At 54.0% G+C, this 13,057-nt stretch carries 15 protein-coding genes and 1 pseudogene; 8 read left to right on the forward strand and 8 right to left on the reverse strand.

All coding sequences use genetic code 11. The features are described from left to right. Positions 1-58: 58 nt before the first annotated feature. Both CYD26_RS05900 and umuC read left to right on the forward strand, forming a co-directional pair. A complete protein-coding gene (locus CYD26_RS05900) occupies positions 59-484 on the forward strand; it encodes a LexA family transcriptional regulator (protein ID WP_102052080.1) in 426 nt (141 codons plus the stop codon). Next, complete coding sequence (umuC, locus tag CYD26_RS05905) at positions 477-1,751, forward strand: translesion error-prone DNA polymerase V subunit UmuC (protein WP_102052081.1); 1,275 nt, start codon at positions 477-479, stop codon at positions 1,749-1,751. Before CYD26_RS05900 ends, umuC begins: the two co-directional genes overlap by 8 nt. Before the next feature lie 189 nt (positions 1,752-1,940). On the opposite strand, the gene CYD26_RS05910 is transcribed toward umuC, so the two are convergent. From CYD26_RS05910 to CYD26_RS05925, 4 genes are all read right to left on the reverse strand, one after another. After that, on the reverse strand, positions 1,941-2,930 hold the full coding sequence (locus CYD26_RS05910) for a serine protease (RefSeq protein WP_102052082.1): 990 nt from the start codon (positions 2,928-2,930) through the stop codon (positions 1,941-1,943). A gap of 599 nt (positions 2,931-3,529) precedes the next feature. Then, positions 3,530-4,252 carry a Cthe_2314 family HEPN domain-containing protein gene (locus CYD26_RS05915; protein ID WP_145991784.1) on the reverse strand — a complete coding sequence of 241 codons (723 nt, stop codon included), beginning with the start codon at positions 4,250-4,252 and terminating at the stop codon, positions 3,530-3,532. 589 nt (positions 4,253-4,841) lie between these two features. Further along, the gene (locus tag CYD26_RS05920; RefSeq protein WP_256587963.1) at positions 4,842-5,150 is read right to left on the reverse strand and encodes a hypothetical protein; all 309 of its coding nucleotides are present in this window, start codon (positions 5,148-5,150) and stop codon (positions 4,842-4,844) included. Between the two features lie 299 nt (positions 5,151-5,449). After that, the gene (locus tag CYD26_RS05925) at positions 5,450-6,079 is read right to left on the reverse strand and encodes an alpha/beta hydrolase (RefSeq protein WP_330523713.1); all 630 of its coding nucleotides are present in this window, start codon (positions 6,077-6,079) and stop codon (positions 5,450-5,452) included. A 56-nt stretch (positions 6,080-6,135) separates the two neighbouring features. Here CYD26_RS05925 and CYD26_RS05930 point away from each other — a divergent pair, with 56 nt between their 5' ends. After that, complete coding sequence (locus tag CYD26_RS05930) at positions 6,136-6,594, forward strand: Lrp/AsnC family transcriptional regulator (protein WP_099776646.1); 459 nt, start codon at positions 6,136-6,138, stop codon at positions 6,592-6,594. Between the two features lie 442 nt (positions 6,595-7,036). Here the strand turns inward: CYD26_RS05930 and CYD26_RS05935 are convergent, their stop codons facing one another. Then, positions 7,037-7,249 (reverse strand): hypothetical protein, encoded by a 213-nt coding sequence (locus tag CYD26_RS05935; RefSeq protein ID WP_102052148.1) that lies wholly within the window; start codon positions 7,247-7,249, stop codon positions 7,037-7,039. Positions 7,250-7,561: 312 nt separating this feature from the next. Between CYD26_RS05935 and CYD26_RS05940 the strand changes: the two genes are divergently transcribed. After that, entirely contained in the window at positions 7,562-7,879 is a 318-nt protein-coding gene (locus CYD26_RS05940) for a DUF2513 domain-containing protein (RefSeq protein WP_102052084.1), read from the forward strand. A 157-nt stretch (positions 7,880-8,036) separates the two neighbouring features. On the opposite strand, the gene CYD26_RS05945 is transcribed toward CYD26_RS05940, so the two are convergent. Continuing rightward, positions 8,037-8,876 carry an oxaloacetate decarboxylase gene (locus CYD26_RS05945; RefSeq protein ID WP_102052085.1) on the reverse strand — a complete coding sequence of 280 codons (840 nt, stop codon included), beginning with the start codon at positions 8,874-8,876 and terminating at the stop codon, positions 8,037-8,039. 114 nt (positions 8,877-8,990) lie between these two features. Then, positions 8,991-9,338 carry a hypothetical protein gene (locus CYD26_RS05950; RefSeq protein ID WP_102052086.1) on the reverse strand — a complete coding sequence of 116 codons (348 nt, stop codon included), beginning with the start codon at positions 9,336-9,338 and terminating at the stop codon, positions 8,991-8,993. A 256-nt stretch (positions 9,339-9,594) separates the two neighbouring features. On the opposite strand from CYD26_RS05950, the gene CYD26_RS05955 reads away from it, so the two are divergent. Further along, positions 9,595-9,795, forward strand: a complete 201-nt coding sequence (locus CYD26_RS05955) for a hypothetical protein (RefSeq protein WP_065757800.1) — start codon at positions 9,595-9,597, stop codon at positions 9,793-9,795. Between the two features lie 133 nt (positions 9,796-9,928). On the opposite strand, the gene CYD26_RS05960 is transcribed toward CYD26_RS05955, so the two are convergent. Further along, positions 9,929-10,720 carry a PhzF family phenazine biosynthesis protein gene (locus CYD26_RS05960; RefSeq protein ID WP_102052087.1) on the reverse strand — a complete coding sequence of 264 codons (792 nt, stop codon included), beginning with the start codon at positions 10,718-10,720 and terminating at the stop codon, positions 9,929-9,931. 187 nt (positions 10,721-10,907) lie between these two features. Here CYD26_RS05960 and CYD26_RS05965 point away from each other — a divergent pair, with 187 nt between their 5' ends. The 3 genes and pseudogenes from CYD26_RS05965 to CYD26_RS25445 form a co-directional block, all read left to right on the forward strand. Next, positions 10,908-11,372: a DUF3429 domain-containing protein gene (locus CYD26_RS05965; RefSeq protein WP_102052088.1), complete on the forward strand. Its 465-nt coding sequence runs from the start codon at positions 10,908-10,910 to the stop codon at positions 11,370-11,372. Further along, complete coding sequence (locus tag CYD26_RS05970) at positions 11,369-12,688, forward strand: AarF/ABC1/UbiB kinase family protein (protein ID WP_102052089.1); 1,320 nt, start codon at positions 11,369-11,371, stop codon at positions 12,686-12,688. The genes CYD26_RS05965 and CYD26_RS05970 overlap by 4 nt, the downstream gene beginning before the upstream one ends. A gap of 88 nt (positions 12,689-12,776) precedes the next feature. Then, positions 12,777-12,989, forward strand: a pseudogene (locus CYD26_RS25445) (LysE family translocator); the annotation flags it as partial. Positions 12,990-13,057: the final 68 nt, after the last annotated feature.

Here is a 13,057-nt window from a genome sequence, read left to right on the forward strand (position 1 = left end):
GCAAGGCTCGTAAAACGTTAACTGTATATTCGTACAGTATTTTTTGGAGTCGTGCGTCATGAGCTATTCCATCATAGGCCCAATCGCCGAGGGCGGTCTGAAGCTGCCCCTGTGCCTGTTCCAGGTGCCAGCTGGTTTTCCCTCGCCAGCGGCTGATCACATTGAGGCGCACATCTCCCTGGATGAAGTGCTCAACATCCGGGCACCTCATGTGTACCTGGTATCCATCACAGGTGAGAGCATGCAGGGCGCTGGGATCTTTGATGGAGACCTTGCGGTGGTCGACCGCTCGCTTGAGCCTGCGCACGGGCATATTGTTGTTGCGTTGCTGAACAACGACCCGGTGTGCAAGCGGCTGTGCATCCGAGGCAAAGACGTGATCCTGCTGTCCGAAAACCCTAAATACCCGCCGCGCTACGTTCTAGAAGGGGACGAGCTGTCGATCTGGGGCGTTATCACCGGCAGCGTGCGCAGCCATGTCTAAAGCGCCCGTGTTTGCATTGATCGATTGCAACTCGTTCTACGCATCGTGCGAGAGGGTGTTTCGCCCGGACCTGGCCAAGGTGCCGATTGTCGTGCTGAGCAACAACGACGGCTGTGTCATTGCGCGCAGCTACGACGCGAAGCCCTTCGTGAAGATGGGTGAGCCGTATTTCCAGATCAAACACAAGCTCAAGCAGCATGGCATCGTGGCGTTCTCGTCGAACTACGCCCTGTATGGCGATATGAGTGAGCGGGTCATGACCCTGATCGAATCCATGGTTCCGGCTGTCGAGGTCTACAGCATCGACGAAGCGTTCGCCGATCTGACCGGCATGGCTGATCTGGACCAGCTCGGCCGGCGCATTCGCAGCCAGGTGCTGCGTTGCACTGGCATTCCGGTCGGCGTCGGTATTGCTGGCACCAAGACCCTGGCCAAGCTGGCGAACCATACGGCCAAGCGCCTGCAGGCCCAGACTGGTGGCGTGGTTAACATCTGCGATCCCTTTAAGCGTGATTGGGTACTGAGGAACACGGCGGTATCGGAGGTCTGGGGTGTCGGCCGTCGCTTGAGCGCTCATTTTGAAGGCATGGGCATCAAGACTGCTATGGATCTGGCCAAGGCCGATCCGTGGATGCTGCGCAAAAAGTTCAGCGTGGTAGTCGAGAAGACCGCTCGTGAGCTGGCCGGTACTCCTTGCCTGGAGCTCGATGAGCCCGATCCGCCAAAGCAGGAGATCTGCTGCAGCCGAATGTTCGGCAAGCGCCTGCAGGCATTGGCGCCAATCAAAGAGGCGGTGGCCACCTACATGATGCGCGCTTCGGAAAAGCTGCGGGCGCAAGGCTCTGTATGCAAGAGGATCAGGGTGAGCATTCGCACCGGAATGTTCAACCCTGAGGAGGCCAAGTACGCCAACGGGGTGCTCGTCGAGTTGCCGTACCCGACTGACGATTTACGGTTGCTGACGAAGGCTGCGGTCAACGCGCTTGAGCACGTGTTCCGTCCTGGCTTCAATTACAGCAAGGCTGAGGTGCTGCTGATGAACCTCAGCCAGCGTGGCCAATATACAGACGACCTGTTCGCTGCGGCTCAGCCCGCTGAAGCAAGTCGGGTGATGGCGGTGCTCGACCAGATCAACGAACGATGGGGTAGGGGAACGCTTCGATCTGCAAGCGTGCCGGTGGACCCTGACTGGGGGATGCGTCGGGAGATGATGAGTCGGAATTACACAACACGGCTTGATCAGCTTTGGCGAGTGAGCTGTACCTAAGGCGTGATCGATGAGGCTAAAATGGGGCGAACTGAATGCCAACCTATGTCAATTCGCGCCAATTTATGTGCATTTGCACATATGCAAAAAGGCGCCAAAGTCCTTATTTTATTGGGTTTTGGCGCCTTTTATCGTTAATACTCCAGCACAATCGGGGTATGTGCAGGTATCCACTGTTAAAGCGGATTCTTACTCATAATCCTCGATCGGAAGTACGATGTCTGGTGCTATCTCTGATAGGGCTTTGGCGATAATTGAGGTTGGTATTCCTGCATAGAAAGGAGCGTCGTCGCAGTCCTTGTATGAAAGGTCGTGAGTAACTATGCCTACTATGTGCCCAGAGCTAGAAATGATTGGACCTCCGCTGTTTCCAGGGCGTGCAATAGCCGAGTATAAAAATACCTCGTCATTATGGATGGTTCTTATATACTCACATGCAACCTCTCCGCTCTGAATGATAAGAGCGGGATCGCGCGAGAGCGGAATTCGTGGGAATCCCAATGTGTAGACTCTCTCGGCGGAGGTTGGGTTTCTAAAAGTAATCGCAGGATCTGGCCGGCACTCGCCTTTTGTAAGTTTTATAATTCCGACGTCTATACTGTGATGAGCAATGGTCCGTTCAATTGAACGCTCAACACCCTGAACGATCTGAGTGCCGTATGGCTTCATGTCGGTGATAACATGAGCGCAAGTAAGGATAGTGGTTTCGTCAAGAAGAAGGCCTGTGCCCGCGTGTTCGTCGCCGTCTTTGGTAAAGCCTAGAATATGAACAAGGGATTTCTTGTAGTGATATATTAGGAATTCCGGGCCTAAGGCTGGTGCTAGCCATAAATAACCCTTCTTTTCTAGCTCAGTGAATTCTTTCAAGAAGTAATAATTGTTAGGTGCTGTGACGAAGTTGCTTTGCCCGATTGCATTCAGTATCCCTGCTTGCTCCATGGAGTCAAGAAGATTTTTGATTCTATATTGATATTGTAGTGGCTCAGGTATGTTAAGTTCTGATTTTAGGTGCTGAAGAAAATCGTACACTGAGAATGGTATTATCTTACCGTTAGGAGTCCGGCCGATGGTTATGCACATTTTTTCGTGTTGCATGGGGGAGAAAAATATACATGCTTGCTTGGCAAGCACTAGCTTTTCTTCAATGTTGAACGGCGCTAGTTTTGAGTATCGAGGCATAATATTTCTGATCCATCAGTAAAGGTAGGCATAAATATGGTCCTTGAGATGGGCCGGGAACAATACTTCCCCGAGTCCTGAATCCCAAGTCGACCTATCATAAGCTTGGATGCCGCATGGGGGTAGCGGCTATCTGAATGAGGCAAGCCCCAAGCCAGAAATGGGAAGTCGCGGCACAGATTAACTATGCAGGTGCCTGGCGCGCGATGAGGCAGCACGGAGCTTGGAGGCATCAACCTCTAGTTTGCAACCGATGGTTTACGGCAATTTAGGGCAAATACGGGGCAGCCACGGGCCGTATCGCCGCACGGACACAAGCCAAGTGACCAGTAAACCTTGGCCTAGAGCGGTCTAGACACCGATACGGGCGGGTTCAAATCCCTAACCCTGGCCGGGGTATGATCACTGCAAGGACAGGCTCGGCCTCCATGGGCCGGGGCGGGCTGTACTACAAAATGGGACGGAGATTCGCCCAGCGATGCCAATTTATTCTTATGCTGATACCCGAATGAAAAAGGCGCTCAACCCCCTACTATGGGGCGTTGGCGCTTTTTTCTGTTCCTAGAGGAGCAACAACATATTTCAAGGGGTGGAGTCGGTTAATTATCAGGTGTGCGCATTTTATCTTTGTAATGAATATAGATTGGAATTGCTGTGTCATAGAGAGCGTGGATTCGCTTTTCAATAATTTCTAGATATTCGCTCAAAACCTCACGTTTGAATGTTAGATAGGCGTCAGTGAATTCCTTCAAGGTGTCTGCGTCTACAAACGGTTCACCTGAGATTTGTCTAGACAAATGGTCGGCTTTCATAGCGAGAGCAAGTCGGTCTAGTTCTTCTTCAGAATATCTGTCGTGGTGAATTACGGTGTTTCTTATTGTTCTATACTCTTTGCAAGCTTTGTTTATCTCTTTTAGCTTGGTGTCTAACCCATATCCCTTAACCTTTTCATTGGTTACTAATAGGTTATGGTTTATAGAGTCATTACTGATCCCGAGGTCAAGTAGTTTGTTGGTGAATATGAGGGTTCTATCATAAATTGATTGAACTCTGATGATGGTGTTCTCTACTAGGAGCTCTATGTAGTCGCCTCTCGAACGATCTTCGGTGGCAATGACTTCCAGATGATTAATGTCTAGAAATGAAATTGATAACCTTGCTTTGTCTATGCAGGATAAAATTGCGGAAAGTGCTTTGCTACAAGCCAAGATGTATCCGCCGAGTTCATTATCGATGACAATGCCAATTTTATTGATTTCTTTGAGGCTAGTGCGCATTGGGCTTTCTTTGTCTAATATGATTATTTCATCAATTTTGTGCACTGTGGGTCTTCCATGGTTGAGCTTGGTGTGGAGAGTAGAGAATGCAGGTGCCTGTGGTGTCAATCCGCCGGCCCTGAGAGGAATGCAAACTTTTCTGAAGATGCGTGGTACCAAAATGGTACTGATGCATTAGTGCTACGCTGTAGGCCCCGTAATCCGCGGTCTAGGTCAAGAGCATGCCCAATCCATCATTGGTGTGTCGATGCGTCCGGGTGCGATGCTGAAGGGCTCTATAGCTTCAGGCAAAAATGCCGGCGCCTCGACAGACCAGCCAAGCGTAACCTCGCTTTTGAAAGCAGAAGTGACTAGATTTGAGGGGGTGAAAATCCGTTCCGCAACTAAATTCAGTGCCCGCGTATTCAGCGGCTTACAGAGGTGCTGAACAACCAGTGATGCGGAATGAATTTATCTGTAACCTATTGAATTTGTTAGTTTTTACGATCGGATTGCAAATCCGTCTACGCCGGTTCGATTCCGACCTCGGCCTCCATATTTGAAAGCCCCGCAGATTAACGTCTGCGGGGCTTTTTCGTTGTGGTGCGGAAAGCCAAGAGTTCCGAAACTTTGAGGGCGGAGTTCCGAAACTTTCCTACTTCGAGGGCTTGGCGATGGCGCCGACCCGGCGGTAAACGCGCTCGGTAATGCCTTCCATCGAGTGTCCCAGCAGCACGCTCGCATCGCTCAGATCGTTGATCTCCGACGCTGCCTTCGGTCGGATATCGCGGAACTGGAACTGGGCGATCCGGTTGGCGAGGTCCGGCTTCTTCTCGACCTCGGCCTTCACCTTGGCGGCCTCACGGGCGTCTGCCCACCGGTTGCGCAACATAGGCCAGCTCATACGCTTGCCGTGCTCGTTGACAATGAAGAACGGCGAAAGGTGCTCGCTGGTCCTGCGCATGATTCGCTCAAGCAGCAGGCCCAGGCTGTTTTTCGCCCCTCCACTTCCAAGAAGACGTAAGGGTCAATTACGTACCTGACGTGACAAGTAATCATTCGATCATTCCTTTGAATATTGGCAAAACAAATTTTACACATGGTATATGCCAGACAGTCTATAACCGCTTCGGGTCAGCTTCTTCCTCTGGCTTACACCCGGTAACCAAGTCAATCGTAAGCCGGGTAATGACATCGGCATTGTCTGTCAGCATCTCAAGATGCTCGCGGACTCGCTCATGCGTGTTCGTTGAGCCTCGCTCTTTAAAGCACATCGTCTAAGGGCTGAGTCGAGGTTGCAAGAAGCTCTTTCAACAATGCTCTACCTTGAGGCCAATCACCGAACCCATTGGCCGAACTGATATGTCCTTGGTCTCCGATGTTCACCAGACGGCTGCCCCAGGCATCAGCACATCGCAAGCTGAAGTCTGTATCTGCATAGGGGTCGTTGGTACTTGCGACAACAACACTAGGGAATGCGAAACGCTTCAGCTCTAACGGACTAAACCCCAGCGCCTTGTTTGGAAAAGTGGGGCGATCAGGGTCAGGTACGGCAACCAGCAAGGCGGCTCGGATCGCTGTGTGTCTACTCTGCGCCCAATGGGCAACCTGCAAGCAGCCGAGACTATGGGCTACCAACACCGTGTTAGGTCCAGTTCGGCGAATAGCAGCCTCCAGATTATCGACCCATTTTGCGCAAACGGGGCGCTTCCAATCTTGCCCCTCGATACACTCCATAGAGGTATCGCTGTTGGCCCATATTGTTTGCCAATGCCCTGGTCCGGAATTGCCAATGCCTGGTAGAAGCAATATTGAAGGTGTCATTTCTTGTTTCTCGGAAGTGGTGTCCGCAAAATGTAGCGAATGAGGCATCGACCTTGGATGGCAAGTCATTTGAAATGAAGTACCTTTGACCGATGACTCATCGGATTATTCTGCGGGGAGGGCGCATGGGGCTTGATAGCAAAGACCTGCAGATTCTGGAGGCTCTACAAAAAAATGCACGGCAAAGTCTGGCATCGTTGGGTAAACGCATTGGGCTTTCGCAGCCAGCTATGAGCGAGCGAGTCCAGAAGCTTGAAGCTGCTGGTGTCATAGAAGGTTATTGCGCTCGAATAAATTTGCGTAAGGTAGGACTAGGTCTGCAAGCAATCCTACGCGTTCGCACAACCCATCAGCACATCAAACATTACCTGGATTTATTTAACGATATACCTGAAGTCTTAGAAGCAGACAGGATCACCGGGGAGGATTGCTTCATCGTTCGCTGCGCGTTTTCTCAACCCGCTGACTTGGAGTCCATAGTCGATGCGCTGGCTGTCCATGGTTCAGTCACAACCTCGCTGGTTCTGTCCAATGCTGTACGCAAACCGGTACCTGTACGTTCAATAAGTGGGTCAGACAATTAACTGTCTGCAAGATGGGGTTGTCCATATTTCAAGGTCCTTCCTGTAAGTCCTCCTGCGGGGCTTTTTCGTTGTGGGCTGGAAAACCGATAGTCCCAAAACTTTTAGAGGGCAGTCCCAAACTTTCTCATTTTGAGGGCTTTCTGTACTGGGCAACCATGGCAGGGGTGATGGCGTCGATTGAGGCGTTAGAGAAGGGCGGGGATTGGATCGTCTGGCATGGTGTTTCCTCCGTTTCGAAGGAAACGTAGCAGGCACAAAAAAGCCCGGCGCTTGGCCAGGCTCTCTGTAGACGGGGCCAAATCCCTTTGGCTGACCCCATTGTGTTCTGACGGTGTTACGAGCGGATGACAGGGCAGTGAAAAGCCCGTGAAGACGGGTTTACTTCGTTTGGTAGTTGCCCGTTGCTGGGGCGTCTGTGGAAACCGGTTTAACGCTTATTTCCTTAGTGCAGCGTCACAGCCCTGCGGCTTTCGCCAATCCTGATCCGATCCAGCGCCCGGTTTAACGCATCCAAGGCATCGAGGAGGGCTTTCGCCTCGGCCTCGCGGCCATCCCCCCAAAGGCGTTCAGCCATTTTGTTCAGTGCCTGAATGGATCTTTCAATGTCAGCAGCGGTTGCTGTGGCGGTGTCTGTTGGCGGCTTCTTTTTTGGCATTTTTAGAGACTCTGCAGCGCCCACAACGATGCCGACCGGCCGGCAATTCTCGTCAAGCGGCTTAATTGGGTATCCAGGGGGCAGCGGCTTCAAAAAAATCTCCCCTCACATCCTGAAGTATGTCTGGAGAGTCGTGCGGAACCTCGTCATCCCTCAATGACGACAAGAATGCCAGCCTTTAGCTTGCTGCTACAGAGGGCCGCTTGAGGGCCTATTGCGTTCCCGCTCGGCGGCTGGCATGAAAAACCCGACCACCGCGTCGGCTTTTTGTATGTGTTTTCCATCCCTCTGACTATTCTCATCTGACCTGAGATGGCAGAAGAGAACGTGAATATGAAGCGGAATTGGAACTACATCAAGGGGCTTCTTGAGCAAGTTGAACGGGCCAACAGAAAAGGGGTTCTTCAAGAGGATGCCCTGAAGGGAGCGCTTGGCTCGGACATTCATGATCACGCCAAAAAGGAACAAGGCACCCATGCACTCCAGCTCATCATCAAGGAAGCGTTCGTGGAGTACACCTTGGATGCTGCAGGCGTTGAGACGTTGATCTCACTCACATGGAAAGGCCATGACCTGCTTGACGACATGAGAGCGAACGTTGCCAAGTACGAGTTCAAGTCATTTGGTTAATTCTTATCTTTTTTAAGCTCCGTCATCGAACGGAGCTTTTTTGTGCCAAAGAAACACGATTCACTGCAGCCAGGGCAGCCTTTGGGCAGGCCTGGACACCGGTAGCCCGCACACCCGCATAGGGTCGTTCTCTGCCTAGCCTGATTACAACGCAAACCTAGTCAGATTTCCTGGCGGGGGCCATGAGCGAATTGGCCTCTTGGAAGCTGATGGCGTTACTGGCGAAAGTGAACGTCCCCATGGTTTTTACCTCCTGCGCCGCGCGGATAAACTCACCCAGTGCGGCCCGGGCCAATGAACTACCGAGGCTGATTCTTCGAACGCCAACCGCTGCAAGCTCATCCACGGTGAACGTAGAGCCTGCCAAGCCCATCACCACGTTGACCGGTTTTTGTAACGCCTCACAAACCCGCTGGATAGCATTCAAATCGGGCAGACCAGGGGCGAAGAGGACATCGGCTCCAGCCTGCTCAAATGCAATGAGTCGGCGAATGGTGTCGTCCAGGTCATGTACGCCGGCACTGAAGTTTTCAGCGCGCGCCACAAATACAAAAGGCAGTGACAGGCTGCGTGCAGCCTCAACACCCGCAATAACTCGCTCCAGCGCATGGTTGAATGCGTAGATTGGCGCTTGCGGGTTACCCGTGGCGTCTTCGATTGAACCACCAACGAGACCAATTGCAGCAGCCATGCGGATAGTTTCGGAAACCTCCTCAGGTGAGTCTCCAAATCCGTTTTCAAGGTCGGCACTGACAGGTAAATGGGTTGCTTCGACGATGCTTTGAGCATTGGCAAGTACTTCCTCGCGCGACACAGCGCCTTCCGCATCCCGACGGCCCAGGCTAAATGCCAGACCAGCACTGGTCGTCGCCAATGCCTCAAACCCCATGGACGTCAGAATTTTTGCGCTGCCAGCGTCCCACGGGTTTGGCAGGACAAGGGGTTGTCTGCGCGAATGAAGCGCTTGAAACGCCAACGCTTTATCCAGGCTATTCATGTAGGTTCCAGTCGTTGGTTTGAGCAACAGCCAGGTAGCCATAGCCGAATCGCTGATGTCGGCGGTGTGCTTCGCTCAGCCAGCCGTAAGCAGCCTGGCTGAGCAGAGCGTCAATCAGGTGCAGTTGCGCAGAGCCTGAAAGTCGAAGTCTTTCATCTTCGCCCATCCAAACACTTTACCTGCATCGCGCTCCGGGTCAGCGGCGTCGTAATCAGGAACCGTCAGTAGTTGCACAAAGCCATTTGCTTCTGCGCCAATGGTGAATGCGCTGAACGTCTTCAGGACAGAATTGCCAGCCTGAGCATTGGGTTCGCTGAAAATCACAACGTTTTGCTTGAACTTCAGACTTCCATCTTTGGCAACGGTCGTTTTAGGGTAGACGCACTGGCCAACATTGCTGGATGCAGAGGCCATGGCGGGTCCAAAGGCAGCCAGTGCCGCAACCAGAATAAGCTTTTTCATTCTAGATCCTTGACGCTTAACGTGGAGTCGCCAAGGCTATCACAGTGATGTCTATTTGATATCTCTTCGGTTCCAACACTCGACGGGAACACCCCAGTGGCATGCGGCCTGTAGGGCTGTTCGCCAGTTCTGATCGCTTCTCGTTGAGTATTTTCACCGCATCCGGAACAGTCCTCAGCCGCTCACCCGGGTGGCTATTTGAGGTTGGATGGGTTATTACGGGTAACCGGCATTGGGCCGGGCCAAGGAGGTTGTTGTGAGCCTGAATCAAGCGCAAGTCGATGCGGTAGAACACCTTCTGATGGCTTTCCTGAAACACTCCGAGAATGCCCAGATTGTTGCGAAGGTGTACGAGGACGCGTATGCGTCCATCATGGGGAGCGATGGGCCGGCAGGCACAGCGGAAAAGATGGCCTCCCTTGAGCACTTGAATAACCTTCGGTTGCAGGCCAAGTAGTCAGCGTTTCCGGCGGGTTCTCAGAGCCTCGCGCTTGCGTAAATGCCCACGCTTGCGCGCCACAGTTGGTGATGCTGTTATGTGTGGCGCGCAACGGCGCTTTTCGCTAATGGCGGCTACATTTCCGGCCGCTTTACACGCTAATGCTCCCCTCTAGATATTGCACCGCGTGCCCTGATACAAACACCCGGCCTGCTTCAACGCGGCAGTCCAGCACACCGCGTCGGCGTGAGGCCTGCAGCGCTAACAATCGCGATTTCTGCAAACGCTCTGCCCAAAAGGGTGCCAACCCCGCATGAATGGATCCGGTGACCGGATCTTCGTCACCGCCGTTGGCTGGCCAGAAGTAGCGCGAGACAAAGTCGTACTGCTCACCTGGTGCCGTCACGACCACATCACGCGGGCCTAATTTGATCAATTTGTCGAGTTGTGGCACCACGGTCTCGACCTGCTGTTGATCGGCATAGATGGCAAAGTAGGCTTGTCGGTTGACCCAATATTCGCTGGGCGTGATCGAAAGACCTTCCACCAATTGGGCAGGCACATCAACAAGCGGCTGAGGCGCGAGCTCAGGAAAATTCAACTCGATCTCACCGCTGGGTAACTGTGTCACCGGGATCTCTCCAACCGCTTTGGCCCAGAACGTGATGGATTTGGAGGCACCCGGTTGGTTGAACAGCACAAAAGCGCTGGCCAAGGTTGCGTGGCCGCAGAAGTTGATCTCGGTGAGTGGTGAGAACCAGCGAATCTCATACTGCCCGTGCGCGTTACGGACAAAGAACGCTGTTTCCGGTAGCGAGTTTTCAATCGCAATTGACTGCATCATCTCTACGGGAAGCCAAGACTCAAGGGGGACTACGGCTGCAGGACTGCCGGAGAAGACTTCGGAAGTAAATGCATCGACTTGGTAGAGTTTAAGGCGCATGAGGAGTCCATTCGAAACAGGGGGGAACGGTACGTTAGCAAGAGGGTTCCGTGCCCAGTAGTGACAGACCTGTGTTTTTTGGAGGATACAGCTGCTCATTTGGATGCGGGTTGAACGCATGCGCTGGAGTCACGTCGGGGCTTTTGGGCCTACAGTCTTAAATGTCTGCCACTGATAAGGAGTTCAAATGAACCTGTTCTCTTCGACTTTGCCGCCACGGCACGTTGCTCTGCTGGGTTATGGCGGCTTGCTGCCGTTTATTGCACTGGCGCTGCTGCTTCCGTTTTCTCTTGAATATCGGCCGTTGTGGTCGGTGGCGCTGGTCACCTACGGCGCGGTTATTCTGAGCTTCGTTGGCGCCTTGCACTGGGGCTTCGCCATGACCGTGCAAGACCTGAGCGCCGAGCAGCGCCGCGACCGGTTCATCTGGAGCGTCATCCCGGCCCTTGTCGCGTGGGCTGCCACGTTACTGCCGGTGTCCTGGGGATGTTTGCTGTTGATCGTCGGGTTTGTTGTCCACTATTGGCAGGACCGGCAGCTGTTTCGGGTTATTAGCCTGCCTGACTGGTACCTGCCGATGCGATTGCGCTTGACCTGCGTGGCGAGCCTCTGCCTGCTGCTTGGGGCGGTCGTTATGGCGACCCACTCATGAAGCCGCGAGAGCCCGGTTCGTCGTCTGTGCCGGGCAGTCGCTTGTCGCGGCTGATACGTTTTGGCAGCTTGGCCTCGGGCGTTGCGAGCGGCATGCTGGCCGAAGGCGCTCGGCAGTTGGCACAAGGCAAACGTCCGGCGCTCAGTGACCTGCTGTTGACGCCTGGCAATGTACAACGCGTGGCAAATCAGCTGTCGCAACTGCGTGGCGCCGCCATGAAAGTCGGGCAGTTGTTGTCGATGGACGCAGGCGATTTGTTGCCGCGCGAGCTCAGCGACATCCTTTCCCGTCTGCGCTCGGACGCGCATCCGATGCCCATGAGCCAGCTGGTCGCAGTTCTCAACGAAAGCTGGGGCAAGGGCTGGGAAGGGCGCTTCGAACGGTTTTCCTTTACCTCATTGGCGGCGGCGTCCATCGGCCAGGTTCATGCGGCGCAAGGCAAAGACGGCCAACGCCTGGCGATCAAGGTGCAATACCCAGGCGTGCGCGAGAGCATTTCCAGCGATGTGGACAACGTTGCTACCTTGCTGAGCATCTCTGGGCTGCTGCCTAAAGGCATGGACGTTGCGCCGCTGCTCGAAGAGGCCAAGCGTCAACTGCAGGACGAAGCGGATTACCTCAAAGAAGCCGAGCACTTACTGCACTTTCATCAACTGTTGGCCGACAGTCCTGACTTTCTGGTTCCTCGTGCGTACACCGAGTACAGCTCGCCAACCATTCTGGTGATGTCCTTCGTCGATGGGGTCGCGGTGGAGTCATTGGAGGACGCGCCTCAGGCAGAGCGCGACCGTATCATCGCGTTGCTGTTCGGCCTGCTTATGCGCGAGGTGTTCGAGTTCCAGTGCGTGCAGACCGACCCCAATTTTGCCAATTACCGCTATCAGCGGGATACCGGCCGGATGGTGTTGCTCGACTTCGGCGCCACGCGCCGTTATGCCCGCAACAGCACCGAGGCGTTTCGTCGCTTGCTGATTGCAGGCCTGCGTGAAGACCGCGCCGCCATCGCCGACGCTGCGTTGGACATCGGCTACTTTCAGCCTGAAACCCTGCCCAGACATCGAGCGTTGCTGACCGACCTGATCGCCCAGGCCTGCGAGCCGCTGCGGCATCATGGCGCCTATGACTTTGCGGCCTCTGACCTCGCCGTACGCCTGCGCGATGCTGGGTGGCAACTGGGCGCCGATCGCGACTTCTGGGGCTCACCGCCGGTGGATGTACTGTTTCTGCATCGCAAGGTGGGAGGCTTGTACCTGTTGGCCGCGAAGCTGAAGGCGCGGGTGAATGTGCGGAGCCTGTTTGAGCCTTACTTGGTTTGAACGTTTTGCGTGCAAACAGCTGGCAGGCAATGCTGCTCACCTAAGGGCAACGCTGCAATTCCTTGCCTGCGCCGCAAGGCTTTTCTAGCCCCAACGGGGCTCAGTGACCATACAGATGTTGGTGTACGGCATAGGGTTCGCTGCGCTCACCGCGGTGGGATTTGCGCTCATGGGTGTGTTTGCCACAGCGCTATCGCAGTGCCTGCGTCAGCGACCGCGACTCGTCAATGGGCTGAACGTGGGGGCGGGGCTGACCTTTGTCGCGTCGGGTATGTCGATTGCTGCGCTCTCTCAGAAGTAGCAGTCGATGCGCCGCCGTACGTGATGAGCGAGTGTTTATGGAACCAAAATCCTCTGGAGCGTCTACAT

This window comes from Pseudomonas sp. FFUP_PS_473, assembly GCF_002858665.1.
In the GTDB taxonomy this organism is placed as follows: Bacteria; Pseudomonadota; Gammaproteobacteria; order Pseudomonadales; family Pseudomonadaceae; genus Aquipseudomonas; species Aquipseudomonas defluvii.

Coding starts and splice junctions, on each gene's coding strand:
- CYD26_RS05910 (WP_102052082.1), bottom strand. CDS start 2,930: ATGCCTCGATACTCAAAACTAGCGCCGTTCAACATTGAAGAAAAGCTA.
- CYD26_RS05945 (WP_102052085.1), bottom strand. CDS start 8,876: ATGAATAGCCTGGATAAAGCGTTGGCGTTTCAAGCGCTTCATTCGCGC.
- CYD26_RS05950 (WP_102052086.1), bottom strand. CDS start 9,338: ATGAAAAAGCTTATTCTGGTTGCGGCACTGGCTGCCTTTGGACCCGCC.
- CYD26_RS05960 (WP_102052087.1), bottom strand. CDS start 10,720: ATGCGCCTTAAACTCTACCAAGTCGATGCATTTACTTCCGAAGTCTTC.
- CYD26_RS05940 (WP_102052084.1), top strand. CDS start 7,562: ATGGCAGAAGAGAACGTGAATATGAAGCGGAATTGGAACTACATCAAG.
- CYD26_RS05900 (WP_102052080.1), top strand. CDS start 59: ATGAGCTATTCCATCATAGGCCCAATCGCCGAGGGCGGTCTGAAGCTG.
- CYD26_RS05920 (WP_256587963.1), bottom strand. CDS start 5,150: ATGCGCAGGACCAGCGAGCACCTTTCGCCGTTCTTCATTGTCAACGAG.
- CYD26_RS05965 (WP_102052088.1), top strand. CDS start 10,908: ATGAACCTGTTCTCTTCGACTTTGCCGCCACGGCACGTTGCTCTGCTG.
- CYD26_RS05970 (WP_102052089.1), top strand. CDS start 11,369: ATGAAGCCGCGAGAGCCCGGTTCGTCGTCTGTGCCGGGCAGTCGCTTG.
- CYD26_RS05925 (WP_330523713.1), bottom strand. CDS start 6,079: ATGACTTGCCATCCAAGGTCGATGCCTCATTCGCTACATTTTGCGGAC.
- CYD26_RS05935 (WP_102052148.1), bottom strand. CDS start 7,249: ATGCCAAAAAAGAAGCCGCCAACAGACACCGCCACAGCAACCGCTGCT.
- umuC (WP_102052081.1), top strand. CDS start 477: ATGTCTAAAGCGCCCGTGTTTGCATTGATCGATTGCAACTCGTTCTAC.
- CYD26_RS05930 (WP_099776646.1), top strand. CDS start 6,136: ATGGGGCTTGATAGCAAAGACCTGCAGATTCTGGAGGCTCTACAAAAA.